The organism is Paractinoplanes ovalisporus, from assembly GCF_016834655.1.
Classification (GTDB): Bacteria; Actinomycetota; Actinomycetes; order Mycobacteriales; family Micromonosporaceae; genus Actinoplanes; species Actinoplanes ovalisporus.
Window position 1 is genome coordinate 716,796 of record NZ_JAENHP010000004.1, and the last position, 13,496, is coordinate 730,291.

Annotated in this window: 16 protein-coding genes; 11 read left to right on the top strand and 5 right to left on the bottom strand. The window is 71.7% G+C overall.

Going from position 1 to position 13,496, the window contains the following annotated elements; all coding sequences use genetic code 11:
• Positions 1-22: 22 nt before the first annotated feature.
• Positions 23-1,621, top strand: a complete 1,599-nt coding sequence (locus tag JIG36_RS17355; RefSeq protein ID WP_203377283.1) for a glycoside hydrolase family 13 protein — start codon at positions 23-25, stop codon at positions 1,619-1,621.
• Here the strand turns inward: JIG36_RS17355 and JIG36_RS17360 are convergent.
• The 3 genes from JIG36_RS17360 to JIG36_RS17370 form a co-directional block, all read right to left on the bottom strand.
• On the bottom strand, positions 1,614-2,627 hold the full coding sequence (locus tag JIG36_RS17360) for an inorganic phosphate transporter (protein ID WP_203377284.1): 1,014 nt from the start codon (positions 2,625-2,627) through the stop codon (positions 1,614-1,616). The two genes, JIG36_RS17355 and JIG36_RS17360, sit on opposite strands and share 8 nt — an antisense overlap.
• Before the next feature lie 3 nt (positions 2,628-2,630).
• Entirely contained in the window at positions 2,631-3,257 is a 627-nt protein-coding gene (locus JIG36_RS17365; RefSeq protein WP_203377285.1) for a DUF47 domain-containing protein, read from the bottom strand.
• A gap of 79 nt (positions 3,258-3,336) precedes the next feature.
• A complete protein-coding gene (locus JIG36_RS17370) occupies positions 3,337-4,290 on the bottom strand; it encodes a PI-PLC domain-containing protein (protein ID WP_203377286.1) in 954 nt (317 codons plus the stop codon).
• An 89-nt stretch (positions 4,291-4,379) separates the two neighbouring features.
• Between JIG36_RS17370 and sigJ the strand changes: the two genes are divergently transcribed.
• The gene (sigJ, locus tag JIG36_RS17375; RefSeq protein WP_203377287.1) at positions 4,380-5,246 is read left to right on the top strand and encodes an RNA polymerase sigma factor SigJ; all 867 of its coding nucleotides are present in this window, start codon (positions 4,380-4,382) and stop codon (positions 5,244-5,246) included.
• Here sigJ and JIG36_RS17380 read toward each other — a convergent pair.
• Complete coding sequence (locus JIG36_RS17380) at positions 5,226-5,732, bottom strand: DUF402 domain-containing protein (protein ID WP_203377288.1); 507 nt, start codon at positions 5,730-5,732, stop codon at positions 5,226-5,228. The two genes, sigJ and JIG36_RS17380, sit on opposite strands and share 21 nt — an antisense overlap.
• A gap of 55 nt (positions 5,733-5,787) precedes the next feature.
• Here JIG36_RS17380 and JIG36_RS17385 point away from each other — a divergent pair, with 55 nt between their 5' ends.
• From JIG36_RS17385 to JIG36_RS17395, 3 genes are read left to right on the top strand one after another with little or no spacing between them, the layout of a single operon-like run.
• Positions 5,788-7,821, top strand: coding sequence for an ATP-dependent DNA helicase (locus tag JIG36_RS17385; protein ID WP_203377289.1), 2,034 nt, complete (start codon positions 5,788-5,790; stop codon positions 7,819-7,821).
• A gap of 5 nt (positions 7,822-7,826) precedes the next feature.
• Entirely contained in the window at positions 7,827-8,237 is a 411-nt protein-coding gene (locus tag JIG36_RS17390) for an NUDIX hydrolase (protein WP_203377290.1), read from the top strand.
• Positions 8,238-8,260: 23 nt separating this feature from the next.
• On the top strand, positions 8,261-9,136 hold the full coding sequence (locus tag JIG36_RS17395; RefSeq protein ID WP_203377291.1) for a hypothetical protein: 876 nt from the start codon (positions 8,261-8,263) through the stop codon (positions 9,134-9,136).
• Between the two features lie 10 nt (positions 9,137-9,146).
• On the opposite strand, the gene JIG36_RS17400 is transcribed toward JIG36_RS17395, so the two are convergent.
• Positions 9,147-9,521 (bottom strand): DsrE family protein, encoded by a 375-nt coding sequence (locus tag JIG36_RS17400; RefSeq protein ID WP_203377292.1) that lies wholly within the window; start codon positions 9,519-9,521, stop codon positions 9,147-9,149.
• 14 nt (positions 9,522-9,535) lie between these two features.
• On the opposite strand from JIG36_RS17400, the gene mtfM reads away from it, so the two are divergent.
• The 6 genes from mtfM to JIG36_RS17425 are packed head-to-tail and all read left to right on the top strand — an operon-like array spanning position 9,536 to position 13,465.
• Complete coding sequence (gene mtfM, locus JIG36_RS53265; RefSeq protein WP_268919125.1) at positions 9,536-9,640, top strand: small membrane protein MtfM; 105 nt, start codon at positions 9,536-9,538, stop codon at positions 9,638-9,640.
• Positions 9,634-10,236: a heme-binding beta-barrel domain-containing protein gene (locus tag JIG36_RS17405; protein ID WP_236047136.1), complete on the top strand. Its 603-nt coding sequence runs from the start codon at positions 9,634-9,636 to the stop codon at positions 10,234-10,236. Before mtfM ends, JIG36_RS17405 begins: the two co-directional genes overlap by 7 nt.
• 48 nt (positions 10,237-10,284) lie before the next feature.
• Complete coding sequence (locus JIG36_RS17410) at positions 10,285-10,677, top strand: Fur family transcriptional regulator (RefSeq protein WP_203377473.1); 393 nt, start codon at positions 10,285-10,287, stop codon at positions 10,675-10,677.
• Between the two features lie 4 nt (positions 10,678-10,681).
• Positions 10,682-11,716 (top strand): CAF17-like 4Fe-4S cluster assembly/insertion protein YgfZ, encoded by a 1,035-nt coding sequence (gene ygfZ, locus JIG36_RS17415; RefSeq protein ID WP_203377294.1) that lies wholly within the window; start codon positions 10,682-10,684, stop codon positions 11,714-11,716.
• Between the two features lie 10 nt (positions 11,717-11,726).
• On the top strand, positions 11,727-12,560 hold the full coding sequence (locus JIG36_RS17420; RefSeq protein WP_203377295.1) for a beta-keto acid cleavage family enzyme: 834 nt from the start codon (positions 11,727-11,729) through the stop codon (positions 12,558-12,560).
• Complete coding sequence (locus JIG36_RS17425) at positions 12,557-13,465, top strand: asparaginase (protein ID WP_203377296.1); 909 nt, start codon at positions 12,557-12,559, stop codon at positions 13,463-13,465. The genes JIG36_RS17420 and JIG36_RS17425 overlap by 4 nt, the downstream gene beginning before the upstream one ends.
• Positions 13,466-13,496 lie beyond the last annotated feature (31 nt).

The following is a 13,496-nucleotide window of genomic DNA, read 5'->3' on the forward strand; positions in this document are numbered from 1 at the left end:
GTAACGTGATAGCTTCGCCACCATGACTGAGTCCTGGTGGCGAGACGCGGTGATCTATCAGATCTATCCGCGCAGCTTCGCCGACGCGAACGGCGACGGAATCGGCGACCTGCCCGGCATCCGGGCCCGCCTGCCCTACCTGCGTGACCTGGGCGTGGACGCCGTCTGGCTGTCCCCGTTCTATCTGTCCCCGCAGGCCGACGCCGGCTACGACGTCGCCGACTACCGCACCGTCGACCCGATCTTCGGCTCGGTCGGCGACGCCCGGGGCCTCGTCGCCGACGCGCACGACCTCGGCCTGCGCGTGATCGTCGACCTGGTGCCCAACCACTCCTCCGACCAGCACATCTGGTTCCAGCAGGCGCTGGCCGAGGGGCCCGGCTCTCCGCTGCGCGAGCGCTACCACTTCCGCGACGGCCGGGGCGATCAGCCGCCCAACGACTGGCCGTCGATCTTCGGCGGTCCGGCGTGGACCCGGGTGCCCGACGGCCAGTGGTACCTGCACCTGTTCGCGCCCGAGCAGCCCGACTTCAACTGGGACCACCCGGCCGTGGCCGACGAGTTCCGCACGATCCTGCGGTTCTGGCTCGACCTGGGCGTCGACGGTTTCCGCATCGACGTGGCGCACGGCCTGGTCAAGGAGGCCGGGCTGCCGTCGCTGGGGCGCGTGGCCGAATGGCACCTGCTCGACGTCGGCGAGAGCCCGTGCTTCGACCGTGACGGCGTGCACGACATCTACCGCAGCTGGCGGACCATCCTCGACGAGTACCCGGGCGAGCGCATCGCCGTGGCCGAGGCCTGGGCGCCGACCCTGGCCCGGGTCGCCGACTACGTGCGCCCCGACGAGCTGCACCAGGCCTTCAACTTCAGCTACCTGGCCACCCCGTGGGAGCCGACGGCCCAGCGCGAGATGATCGACGCCTCGATCGGCGCGATGGCCGCGGTCGGCGCCCCCGCCACCTGGACCCTGTCGAACCACGACGTCGTGCGCCACACCAACCGCCTGCTGCAGGCGGACGCGGGCGATGTCGCGGGCCGCCGCCCGACTGAGGTCGATCCGGTGGCCGGTCTGCGCCGGGCCCGCGCCGCGACCCTGCTCCTGCTAGCCCTGCCCGGCTCGGCCTACCTCTACCAGGGTGAGGAGCTGGGCCTGCCCGAGGTGACCGACCTGCCGCCCGAGGTGCGCCAGGACCCGGCGTTCCACCGGGCGACCGGCCAGGACGGATACCGCGACGGCTGCCGGGTCCCGCTGCCCTGGTCGGGAACCACGGCCCCGTACGGCTTCGGTCCCGACAGCGGACCGAGCTGGCTGCCTCAGCCCGCCTCGTGGGCGTCCTTGAGCGTCGAGGCCCAGGACGGCGTGCCCGGCTCGACCCTGTCGATGTACCGCGAGGCCCTGGCGCTGCGCCGCAAGACCCTGACCGGGGCCGCCACCCTGACCTGGCAGCCGGGCCCCACCGGCATCTTGTCCTTCACCCGCGGCGACGGCTTCGCCTGCACGGTCAACATGACCGGCGCACCGGTCGCGATCGACCCGCCCGGCACCCTCCTGCTCGCGAGCGGACCGGTGGAGGGCGGTGTGCTGCCACCCGACACCACCGCCTGGTGGTCGGTCAGCTGAAGACCGGGCGGAACAGGAAGTAGAGCAGGCAGGCGATCAGGCCGGCGGCCGGGAACGTGGTGATCCAGGCGATCACGATGTTGCCGGCCACGTTCCAGCGGACCGCGTTCAGCCTCTTCGTCGCGCCCACGCCCATGATCGCCGAGGTGATCGTGTGCGTGGTCGAGATGGGGGCGTGCAGCACGTACGCGTTGAAGAAGAGCACCGAACTGGCCACCGTCTCGGCCGCGAAACCCTCGGCCGGGCCCAGGTCGATGATTTTGCGGCCGAGCGTACGGATGATCCGCCAGCCGCCCGAGTAGGTGCCCGCGGCCAGCATCGTCGCGGTCGTGATGTAGACCCACCACGGGATGTGGGTGGAGCTGTCCTGGAAGCCGCCGGTGTAGAGCGCCAGCACCACGATGCCCATGGTCTTGGCCGCGTCCTGGATGCCGTGGCCGACCGACATGGCCGCGGCCGAGATCGTCTGGGCGACGCGGAAGCCGCGGTTGAGCCGTCCGGGGTTGCCCCGCCGGAAGATCCACATGATCGCGACCATGACCAGGAAGCCGAGCATCAGGCCGACGATCGGCGACGCGACCATCGGGATCAGGACCTTCTCGATGATCGTGTGCCACTGCACCGAGCCCAGCGACGACCCGGCCACCATGGTCGCCCCGACCAGGCCGCCGAACAGGGCGTGGGACGAGCTCGAGGGCAGGCCGAACCACCAGGTGATCAGGTTCCAGGTGACCGCTCCGAGCACCCCGGCGAAGACGATGCCGAGGCTCGGGACGCCGAGCTCGAGCTTGACCAGGCCGTCACCGACCGTCTTGGCCACGTCGGCGCCCAGGTGCGCGCCGATGAAGTTGCCGACGGCGGCCATGGCCAGCGCGACCCGGGGGGTCAGGGCCCGGGTGCTGATGCTGGTGGCGATGGCGTTGGCGGCGTCGTGGAAGCCGTTGGTGTAGTCGAAGGCCATCGCGGCGATGATCACCGCGGTGACCGCGAAGAACTCGGGCGACAAGGCCTAGCTCTCCTTGACCGCGATGGTCTCGACGGTGTTCGCCACGTGCTCGAACGCGTCGCAGGCGGCCTCCAGTTCGTCGGCCACCTCCTTCATCTTGAGCACGGTGAGGGCGTCGTACTCGCCGGAGAAGAGCCGGACCAGCAGCATCCGGTACGCGCGGTCACCCTCGTTCTCGAGCCGGTTGATCTCGATCCAGTACTCCTCGAGATCCTTCATCGTGCGCAGCCGCGGCATCGCCCCGGCGGTGATCTTGGCCTGCTGGTCGAGCACGTCGACCAGCTCGTGCATCTCGCGTGGCAGCGACGGCAGCTCGGTCAGCCCGTACAGATAGAGGAGGTTGCCGACCGCCTCCAGGTGGTCCATCACGTCGTCGAGCTGCGAGCCCAGCGAATAGATGTCCTCGCGGTCGAACGGGGTGATGAACGTGGAGTTGATCTTCTTGTAGAGGTCGTGCGTGATCTGGTCGCTGTCGTGCTCGACGTCGGTCAGCCGGTCACTCACCGACTGCACGTCGACCCCGGGCAGGCCCAGCTCGTTGAGCAGCTCCGTGCCCTTGACGAGGTTGTTCGCGGCCTGCGTGAACAGGTCGTAGAAGGCGCCCTCGACGGGGCGGAACGAAAACTTCACGGCTCGACCTCGATCGACGGACTTGGGATGATCTCCGGGGAATGCTACGGCTTCCCCTGGTTCACCTTTCGTTCGCCCGCTAAACGGATTGCCGGCGTCGTTCCGGTCGCGGAGCGTTGGGGCGAGGCGACGGACGGCGGACCGCCCGGGTGGGCAGCGGTTCCTGGGCCGCCCAGCGGCTCACCGGGTGGCGGCGCAGGTGCCGGGCGAGGTGGCGCTGGTCGTGGTCGGCGATCACATCGACCCCGGCCGCGCCGAGCTCGGTCCAGATCGCCTCCCGGGCGCTCCTCGGTCCCTTGGGCAGGCCCGAGATGCGCACCGTACGGCCGTCGTCGTGCGCCGACCGCACCATCGCGTGCAGCAGGTGCCGTTCCTCGGCCGGGATCGGCTCGAGCCCGTCCCAGCCGAACCGCCGGCTCCACGGCTCGCTGATCGTCGGCACCAGCGCAGGCGGCGCCGACCGCGAGCCCAGGTCGTCGAACGAGCCCTCGGCGAACGCGTATCGCACCTCCTCGGTCACGAGCAGCTCGCGGACGTCGACGATGCCCGCGATCGAGACGGTGACCGCGCCCGGCGTGAGGTCGTCCCCGGCGCAGCGGCTGAGCAGACCGGAGTGGTCCCGCAGCTGCTGGTCGAGCATCCGGTAGGCCCGCAGCAGCGTCTCGGCGTCGCGCACGGCGCCGGTGAACTCGACCACGAGCCGGAACGGCACCTTCTGGTCGCGGGTGATCCGGCCGTTGTGGCCGCGGGCCCGGGCGAAGAGCGGGGTCAGGACGAGCCGGCGCAGCGTACGGCCGGGCTGCGGCGCTCCGGGCCCGAGGAAGAGCTCGCCGCGCGGGCCGGGTGTGACCGGCACGGTCAGCCCGCCCAGCCCCCGGCGGAGCACCGCGGGCAGCGGGTCGATGTCGTCCGGCCGGGCCAGGCCGTGCCCGGCCGCCAGGTAGGGGGTCCGGCGGCGGGCCAGTGCTGCGACCACTCCGGCCAACCCCGCGGCCCCGGCGAGGCCACCCGCGATCACCAGCCCGTCAACCACAGTCCCACCGCCCGATTCGTGCCAAATATGCGTTCTCTACTGTGTCACAAGTGCTACCCCGCCCCAGGAATCTCGCGCAGAATTCCCCCATGCCACCGTCTGCCGAGGCCTTCGAGGCCGAGCGTCCACACCTCGTCTCGGTCGCCTACCGGATGCTCGGCAGCATGGCCGAGGCCCAGGACGTGGTGCAGGAGGCCTGGCTGCGCTACACGCGCGCCGGTGATCAGGAGATCCGCGACCTGCGCGGCTGGCTCACCACGGTCACCGGCCGGCTCTGCCTCGACGTGCTCAAGTCGGCCCGCGTGTCGCGCGAGGCCTACACCGGCCAGTGGCTCCCCGAGTTCTTCGTCGCCCCCGAGGTCGGCCCGGCCGCCCGGGCCGAACAGCGCGACCAGGTCGGGCTCGCCCTGCTGGTGGTCCTCGAGCGGCTCAGCCCCGAGCAGCGGGTGGCGTTCGTGCTGCACGACGCGTTCGCCGTGCCCTACGACGAGGTCGCCCGGGTTCTCGGTACGACCGAGGCCACCGCCCGCCAGCACGCCTCCCGCGGGCGCAAGGCCGCCTCCGAGGGCGGAGTGCGGCACACCGCCGGCGTGGCCGAGCAGCGGCGCGTGCTGACCGCCTTCATCGAGGCCGCGAACAGCGGTGACCTGCAGGCACTGGCCGCGGTGCTGGCGCCCGACGTGGTGTCGATCAGCGACGGCGGCGGCTTCACGAGCACCGCGCTGCGCCCGATCGTCGGCGTCGAGAAGGTCTCGCGCTTCTATGTCGGCATCGCCCACGGGCAGCGCATGGCCGGCGTCACGCTGGAGCCGGTGCTGGTCAACGGCGTGGCCGGGGTCCTGGTGCGGGGCGGCCAGATCTCGGGGGCGATGGCCGTGACGGTGGCCGACGGCCGCATCACCGGCCTCTTCCAGCAGCTCAACCCCAACAAGCTGCTAGTCAGCGACCTTCTGTAGATATTGGTGGTAGTGCGTGGCGAACGGCTCGCTACCGTCGCCCAGCGCCACGAGCAGCTTGTCGGCCGCCGCCCGGGCCTCGCGGACGAGGTCGTCGGGGTAGCCGAACTGGGTGCGGTGCTCGTCGAACTCGTCCTCGTCGCGCAGCTCGACCAGCCCCGTCGCGCGGCGGCGCACCACGTCGAGGTCGAGGTCGATGATGTGCACCGTGTCACCCTCCCAGCGGGCGGGAGTGGTGATGTCGCAGTAGACCTCGCTCGTGCGCGGCTGCGGGTTGAACATGCCCGTCCACCACGCGTGATGCGGGATGACCAGCACGAACGGGATCTGCTCGACCGACGGGCGGCCGTGGTAGACCGACTCGGTGCCGCGCGACACGCCCACCCAGACTCCGAGGTCGTCGGTGTCGAAGCGGCGGGCGGGATAGTCCCGATGGGCCGAACCGTCGTACTTCGTGTAGACGACCCGGACCGTGTCACTCGGCATGCGAGAACCCTAACGGTGGTCGGCTTCTGTCGGTGGTGGCGGGTACCGTCTGCGCGTGCCCGCAGCAACGAAGAAGAGCGCCACCGCCGACCAACTCCTCCAGGCCGCGGTCGGCGCCGTGCCCGGGGGTGCGTCCCGCCCCGGTCAAGAGGCCATGGTCGCCGCGATCGACAAGGCCATACGCGAGCGTGAACACCTTCTCGTCCAGGCCGGCACGGGCACCGGCAAGAGCCTGGCCTACCTGACTCCCTCGCTGCTCGTCGACGGTCCGGTGGTCGTCTCCACGGCCACCCTCGCCCTGCAGAACCAGCTGGTCGAACACGACCTGCCCCGCCTCGCGGCCGCGGTCGAGCCGGTGCTCGGCCGCAAGCCCACCTTCGCCGTGCTCAAGGGCCGCCACCACTACCTCTGCATGGCCAAGATGGAACACGCCGACGAAGAGGAGCCGACCGACACGCTCTTCGACGACGCGCCGCCCAAGGCCACCCAGTGGCTCGGCGAGGCGGGCCGGCTCGGCAAGCAGATCCAGCGGCTGCAGGCCTGGGCCGAGAAGACCAAGACGGGCGACCGCGACGAGCTCGACCCCGGCGTCGACGACACGGCCTGGCGCCAGGTGTCGATGCCGGCGCGCGACTGCGTCGGGGCGCAACGATGCCCGTACGGGCCGGAGTGTTTCGCCGAGGCCTCACGCGCGCGGGCCCGCGAGGCCGACCTCGTGGTCACCAACCACAGCCTGCTCGCGGTCGACATGCTCGCCGAGCGCCACATCGTGCCCCCGCACAAGCTGCTCGTCATCGACGAGGCCCACGAGCTGGCCGACCGGGTCTCCTCGGCCTCGCAGGCCGAGCTGACCCCCGACGCGATCGAGCGTTCCTCCCGCCGCGCCCGCACGCTGATCCCGCCCGCGGCGGCCGAGTCGCTGGCCGAGGCGGCCGACGCGCTCACCGTCGGCCTGGCCGAGACCCCGGCCGGTCGCATCACCGGCGGGCTGCCCGAGCTGCTGCAACAGGCCGTGACGCTGACCGAGTCGGCCACCCGGGCCGGGCTCACGGCGATCGGCGACATCAAGAGCGACGACCCCGACCCGGTCCGCAAGCAGCAGGCCAAGGCGGCGCTCGACGACCTGAACGACACGGCCCAGCGGCTGCTCGAAGAGTCGGCGTTCGACGTCGCCTGGGTCGAGAAGTCCGACACCGGCAGCGGCCGGCGCGCGCTCGTGGTCGCCCCGCTCTCGGTCGCCGGCACCCTGGCCCAGGGGCTCTACACCGACCGTACGGTGGTGGCGACCTCGGCCACGCTCACGCTGGGCGGCCGCTTCGACACCGTGGCGCGTTCGCTCGGCCTGCCCGCCGCCTCGCCCGTGCCGACCGCCCGCCCCGGCGAGCCGATCTCGGCCGAGACCCCGGCCGTCTCGGGCGACGGGTGGACGTCGCTCGACGTGGGCTCGCCGTTCGACTATCCCAAGCAGGGCATTCTCTACGTCGCGGCCCACCTGCCCCGCCCCCAGATGTCCGGTCTGCCCGCCGCCGCCGGTGAGGAACTGGTGAAGCTGGTCGAGACGCTGGGCGGCCGCACCCTCGGCCTGTTCTCGTCGCGGCGGGCCGCCACCCAGGCCGCCGAGCTGCTGCGCGCCCGCACCGACCTGCCGATCCTTCTGCAGGGCGAGGAATCGCTGCCGGTCCTGGTCCGCCGGTTCAAGGAAGACAAGGCGAGCTGCCTGTTCGGCGTCATGTCGCTCTGGCAGGGCGTCGACGTGCCGGGTGACTCGTGCCAGCTGGTCGTGATCGACCGGCTGCCGTTCCCGCGCCCCGACGAGCCCCTGGCCGCGGCCCGGGCGGCCGCGGTCGACGCCAACGGCGGTTCCGGCTTCGCCTCGGTCAGCGTGCCGATCGCGGCGGTGCGCCTGGCCCAGGGGGTGGGCCGCCTGATCCGCTCGACCGGCGACAAGGGCGTGGTCGCGGTCCTCGACTCGCGCCTCGAGACGGCCCGGGGCTACGGCGCGTTCCTGCGCAAGTCGCTGCCGCCGTTCTGGTACACGACTCGTCCCGACGTCGCCCTGGGCGCCCTGCAGCGCCTCTCCGGAAAGTGAGCCCGATGCGCCAGATCGCGTGCGTCCTGCTGGTCGACAGCTCCGGTGCGCTGCTCCTGCAGCTGCGCGACGGCAACGCCCCCTATTACCCGCACGTCTGGGGTCTGCCCGGCGGCTCGGTCGAAGCGGGCGAGACCCACGTCGAGGCGGCCGAGCGCGAGCTGTGGGAAGAGACCGCCCTGCGCCCGGCGGCGCCGCTGCGGTTGTTCGCCAGGCAGGAGATCGCGGCCGACGCCCGCGAGAAGCACTACTTCTACGCCCCGACCAGCGCCCGGCAGTCCGACGTGGTGCTCGGCGAGGGCGCGGCCATGGTCTTCACGCCGGCCGCGGAGGCGCTCGACCGCGAGTTCACTCCGGGCACGGCCGCCATGATCGAGCGCTTCCTGACGTCCGCCGAATACGCCGCCCTGACCTGATCGCCGAGACGGAGCGTGTCACCATGGCTGCCGTGACGGCGCCGGAGCGAGTGGCTGTGCCGGCGGGAGAGCCGCCGCACCGGAAGCGGCGATGGTGGGCGGCCGCGATCGTCGGGGCCTGGATCGTCGTCGTCTCGGTGCTGGCCGTCTGGTCGGTCGGGCACGAGCGCGCGACCGTGCCCGAGCAGCGCGACCTCAGCCTCGCGGTGACCGACCTGCAACGCGCGGCCGGGGTGGTCTACGCGGCGGCCGGCGGTGACGGACGGGCCGCGGTGCTCGGCGGGCTGGAGTTCACGCGGGACTGCCGGGTGACCCCCGTACGCGATGGGCTGATCGCCGCCCGCACCATCACCGTGCAGGTGCCCGGCGGCGACGCGACCGGGACGGCCGAGGCGATCGCCGCCGCCCTGCCCGGCGACTATCAGGCCGATGTGGCCGAGACCCGTGGCGGCACGCGCGTGTCGCTGCACGCGGACGCCGGCAACTTCATCGGCGTCGACATGAACGCCCCGACCTCGGCCCGGGCGCTGACGTTGCGGCTGTCGTCGGGCTGCCGCCCGGTCGAGGGCCACACCCCGTCCACGGCCGATCCGGGTGCTTCCCGGGCCGCGCCCGCGCCGGCGCTGCTGACCGAGGTGCTGCGGGTGCTCGGCGCCCCGGCCCAGGGTCCCGAGGTCCAGGCGGTCACGTGTGCCGACGGCACGGTGGCCGCGTCGTACACGGTGGCCGGTGTCCCGATGCGCCAGGATTTCGCCGATCGTCTGCGGAAGCTGCCCGGCGGGGCAGGCGCGGTGCAGGTCGGAGATCCGGCGGTCACCTACACCGCGACCGAGGGCTCGGCCGTGGTCGCCCCCGACGGCCCGGCGCTGCGCGTCACCGTGAGCACACCCTGCCGGTGAGCGGGCGACGTCAGTAGACGAGCGCCTGCGCGCCGTCCGACATGATCTCTTCGACGAAGACGGCGGCGCCGGCGATGCGGATGCCCGGCAGCACGTCGTCGGCGGTGATGTCGCGGCGGGCCACACACTGCGTGCAGGCGGTCACCCGGCCCGCCGAGAGCAGCAGGTCGAGCAGGTCGGGCAGCGGCGCCGCGTGCGGCAGCTCGAACTCGGCGGCCCGGCCCGGCAGCGCGAACCAGGCCGACTCGCCGGTGAGCCAGAACGACACGTCCACCCCGGACGAGAGGGCCGTGCTGGCCACGGTGAACGCCTGCGAACAGCGCTCAGGGGCGTCGGCGCCGGCGGTTGCCTTGACGACCAGAAGGCGTGTCATGGCGGCCAGCATAGGATGGGCCGGTCATGGTTACGGAAATCGGGTTCGTGAGCCTGCTGGTCGCCGGTCTCGGCGCACTGGCGGGCGGCTTCGGCTATCTGGCGATGCGCGTTTCGAGGGGGCGTTGGTGAGCGATCAGGAAAATCCGCTGGGCCCACCCCCGTGGCTCAACGCGCCGCCGGTCGACCCTTACCCGTACGAGGAAACCCACGACCTCCGCCAGGGCGCCGACCTGAACCCGGCTCTGCTGGGCCTGCTGCCGTTCGTCGGGCTGTGGCGCGGGCGTGGCCAGGGTGGCTTCCCGGCCGACGACGACTACGACTTCGGCCAGGAGGTGCGGATCAGCCACGACGGCCGGCCGTTCCTGCGGTTCGAGTCGCGCTCGTGGCTGCTCGACGCCGAGTCGAAGCCGGCCGGCGAGTGGATCGTCGAGTCGGGCTTCTGGCGTCCGGTTCTGCACGACGGCCGCGCGACCGACGAGATGGAGGCCGTCATGATCAACCCGGACGGCGTCGCCGAGATCTACGTCGGCAAGACCATCGGCACCACGCGGCTCGAGATCGAGGCCGACGCGATCGCCTACACCCCCAACGGTCAGCACCTCACCGGTTCCCAGCGGCTCTTCGGCATCGTCGACGGCGCTCTTCTCTACGCCCACGAGGTGTCGATCGACAAGAGCGAGCTCAAGCCGCACATGTCGGCGCGGCTGCTGAGAGTCGGCGGCTGAGCACCGAGGGCGTAATCTTGTGGCGTGTCCGCCACTTCGCTTGCCGCCATGCTCCGCGAGCGTGGCCTGCGGCTCACCCCGCAGCGCCAGCTGATCCTCGAGGCGGTGCACGAGCTCGGCCACGCCACGCCCGAACAGGTGCACAACCACGTGCGCGAACGAGCGGCCGGAGTCAACATCACCACCGTCTACCGCACGCTCGAGCTGCTCGAGGAGCTCGGGCTGGTGACGCACACCCACCTGTCGCACGGGTCGCCGACCTATCACGCGGCGGGTGAGGATCAGCACGTTCACCTCGTCTGTCGTGGATGTGGGTCGATCGATGAGGTAGACCCGAGTGTGATGCAACCGGTGACCGACCGGTTGTTGAGCGAACGCGACTTCCGGGTCGATGTGGGTCACGTCTCGCTCTTCGGCGTGTGCGGGGACTGCAAGGAGTAACGACATGACCGTGGTGATGGTCGAGGACCTCGATCCCGAGTCGGCCGACGCCGGGGTGCCGGCACACTACGGTGACCCGATGCGCGAGCAGCGCACGCTGGCCACCGCGGTGGGCCTGGTCGACCGGTCGAACCGTGACGTGATCGCGGTGCCCGGCGAGGAACGCGCCTCGTGGCTGCACACGCTGACCACGCAGCACCTGTCCTACCTGTCGCCCGGGCAGGGCACCGAGCTGCTGGTCCTCTCACCCAACGGCCATGTCGAGCAGCACGCGATGGTGACCGAGGACGGCACGACCACGTGGCTCGACACCGAGCCCGGCGCCGGAAAAGGCCTGCTGAAATACCTCGAGATGATGCGGTTCTTCACCCGCGTCGAGCCCCGGGACGCGACGGCCGAGATCGCCGTTCTCTCCCTCGTGGGCCCGGGGGCGGCCGACGTCATCCCCGGCCTGGCCGAGCCCGAGATCAACGCGGTGCCCGGCGCCAAGTTCGCCGCCGGCGATGTCCCGCCCGGGGCGACGAGTCGTTACGCCGTACGGGAAACCGAATTTGGCCTTGCCCGCCGGGTGCCGCTCGGGATTGACCTGCTCGTCCCGCGCGCGCAGAAAACCACGGTGATCGAGAAGCTCGGCGTCCCGATGGCCGGTCTGTGGGCCTATGAGGCGCTCCGCGTCGAGCGGCACACCCCCCGGCTGGGCTGGGAGACCGACCACCGCACGATCCCGGCCGAGGCCGAGTTCCTGGCTGCCGCCGTGCACCTCGACAAGGGCTGCTACCGCGGTCAGGAGACGGTGGCCCGCGTGCACCACCTCGGCCGTCCGCCGCGCCGCCTCGCCCTGCTGCACTTCGACGGCATCGCCACCGACCAGCCGCCCGCGAAGGGCACCCCGGTGACCCGCGAGGGCCGCGAGGTCGGATTCATCGGCACGGCCGTGCGCCACCACGAACTGGGTCTCATCGCCCTCGCCGTGCTCAAGCGCACCGCCACCGACCAGCTGATGGTGGGCGAGTCCGTGGTGGCCCTCGACGAACACTAGTGTCACTCCCATGACCGGGACCGTGATCACCGTTGCTCCGACCGGCGCCGAAAGCAGCAAGGCCGATGTGCCCGCGCTGCCCGTCACGCTCGACGAACTCGTGGCCACCGCCAAGGAGTGCGAAGCGCTGGGCGCCGCCATCATCCACGTCCACATCCGTGACGCCGATGCCGAACCGACCCTCGACCAGGGGAGGCTGCGCGCGACCGTGTCCGCGTTGCGCGAGTCGACCGGCCTGATCGTGCAGCTCTCCTCGGGCGGCGCGGTCACCGATCCGGAGTCCGACCGCCTGGCCGTGCTCGACGCCGGGCCCGAGATGGCCTCCTGCACGATGGGCACGGTCAACTTCGGTGACGGCGTGTTCATGAACCGCTGGGAGTTCATCGTCGACCTGCACGCCCGCATGCAGGAGCGCGGCATCGTGCCGGAGTACGAGATCTTCGACCTGGGCCAGCTGGCGTCGCTGCAGCGGCTGCTGAGCCGGCACGGGCTGCCGTTCGGCGGTCACGTGCACGTCGACCTGGTGATGGGCGTGCCGGGCGGCATGCCGGCCACCGCGGCCGCGCTCGTCGCGTGTGAGCAGACCATCCGCGACCTGCCCGAGGGCACGACGTTCTCGGCCACCGGCATCGGGCGCGGCACCATCCCGGTCATGCTCGCCTCGCTGAGCGCGGGCGGTCACCTGCGGGTCGGCATGGAAGACACGATCACGTACGCCAAGGGGCGGCCGGTCGAGTCGAACATGCAGCTCGTGGCCCGCGCCGTCGGTTTCGCCCAGCTGGCCCAGCGCCCGCCGCTGACCGCCGGCGAGGCCCGTGAGCTGCTGGGAGTCCCCGCTCGATGATCATCGCCGAAGTCGTGCGCTCCGGCTTTGTCGAGAGCGTCCACCACGGTTCCGTCGCCGTCCTGGGCGGTGCGAGCCGGGGCGACGTGACCACCCCGATCTTCCCGCGCTCGTCGAACAAGCCGCTGCAGACGGTCGGGATGCTGCGGGCCGGCCTCGTGCCGCGCGACGACGCCGACCTGGCCCTGATCAGCGGCAGCCACTTCGGAGAGCCTTTCCACGTACGCCGTGTCCGCGAGATCCTCGCGGGGGCCGGACTGGAGGTGGGGGCGTTGCGTTGTCCCACCTCGTTGCCGCTCGCCGAGGACGCCCGGGACGACTGGCTGCGTGCCGGCGGTGGGCCCGAGCGGGTGCTGATGAACTGCTCGGGCAAGCACGCCGGCATGCTCGCGACGTGCGTGGCCAACGACTGGCCGCTCGAGACGTACCTCGACCCGGCCCACCCGCTGCAGGTGGCGATCGCCGACGCGGTGGCCGAGCTGGCCGGCGAGAAGATCACCGCGGTCGGCGTCGACGGCTGTGGCGCGCCGGTGCTCGCGCTGTCGCTGACCGGGCTGGCGCGCTCGTTCCAGCGGCTGGTCGAGGCCGAGCCGGGCAGTCCCGAGCGCCGGGTGGCCGACGAGATGCGGGCCCGCCCCGAGCTGGTGGCCGGCACCGGCGCCGACGACACCGTGCTGATGGCGGGCGTGCCGGGGCTGCTGGCCAAGGGTGGCGCCGAGGGCGTGGTGGCGGTCGCCGTGCCGCACGTAGGGGCCGTTGCGCTCAAGATCGACGACGGCGGGATGCGCGCGCGTACCCCCGTACTCCTCGATGAGCTGCGTAAACTCGGCGTGAGCGTGCCGCTGATCGAGGAGCTGGTCCTCGGTGGAGGAGAGCCCGTGGGTCAGGTACGACCCGTACGGTGACTCGACTCACGCTAGCTGTAGTTAGCGTTTT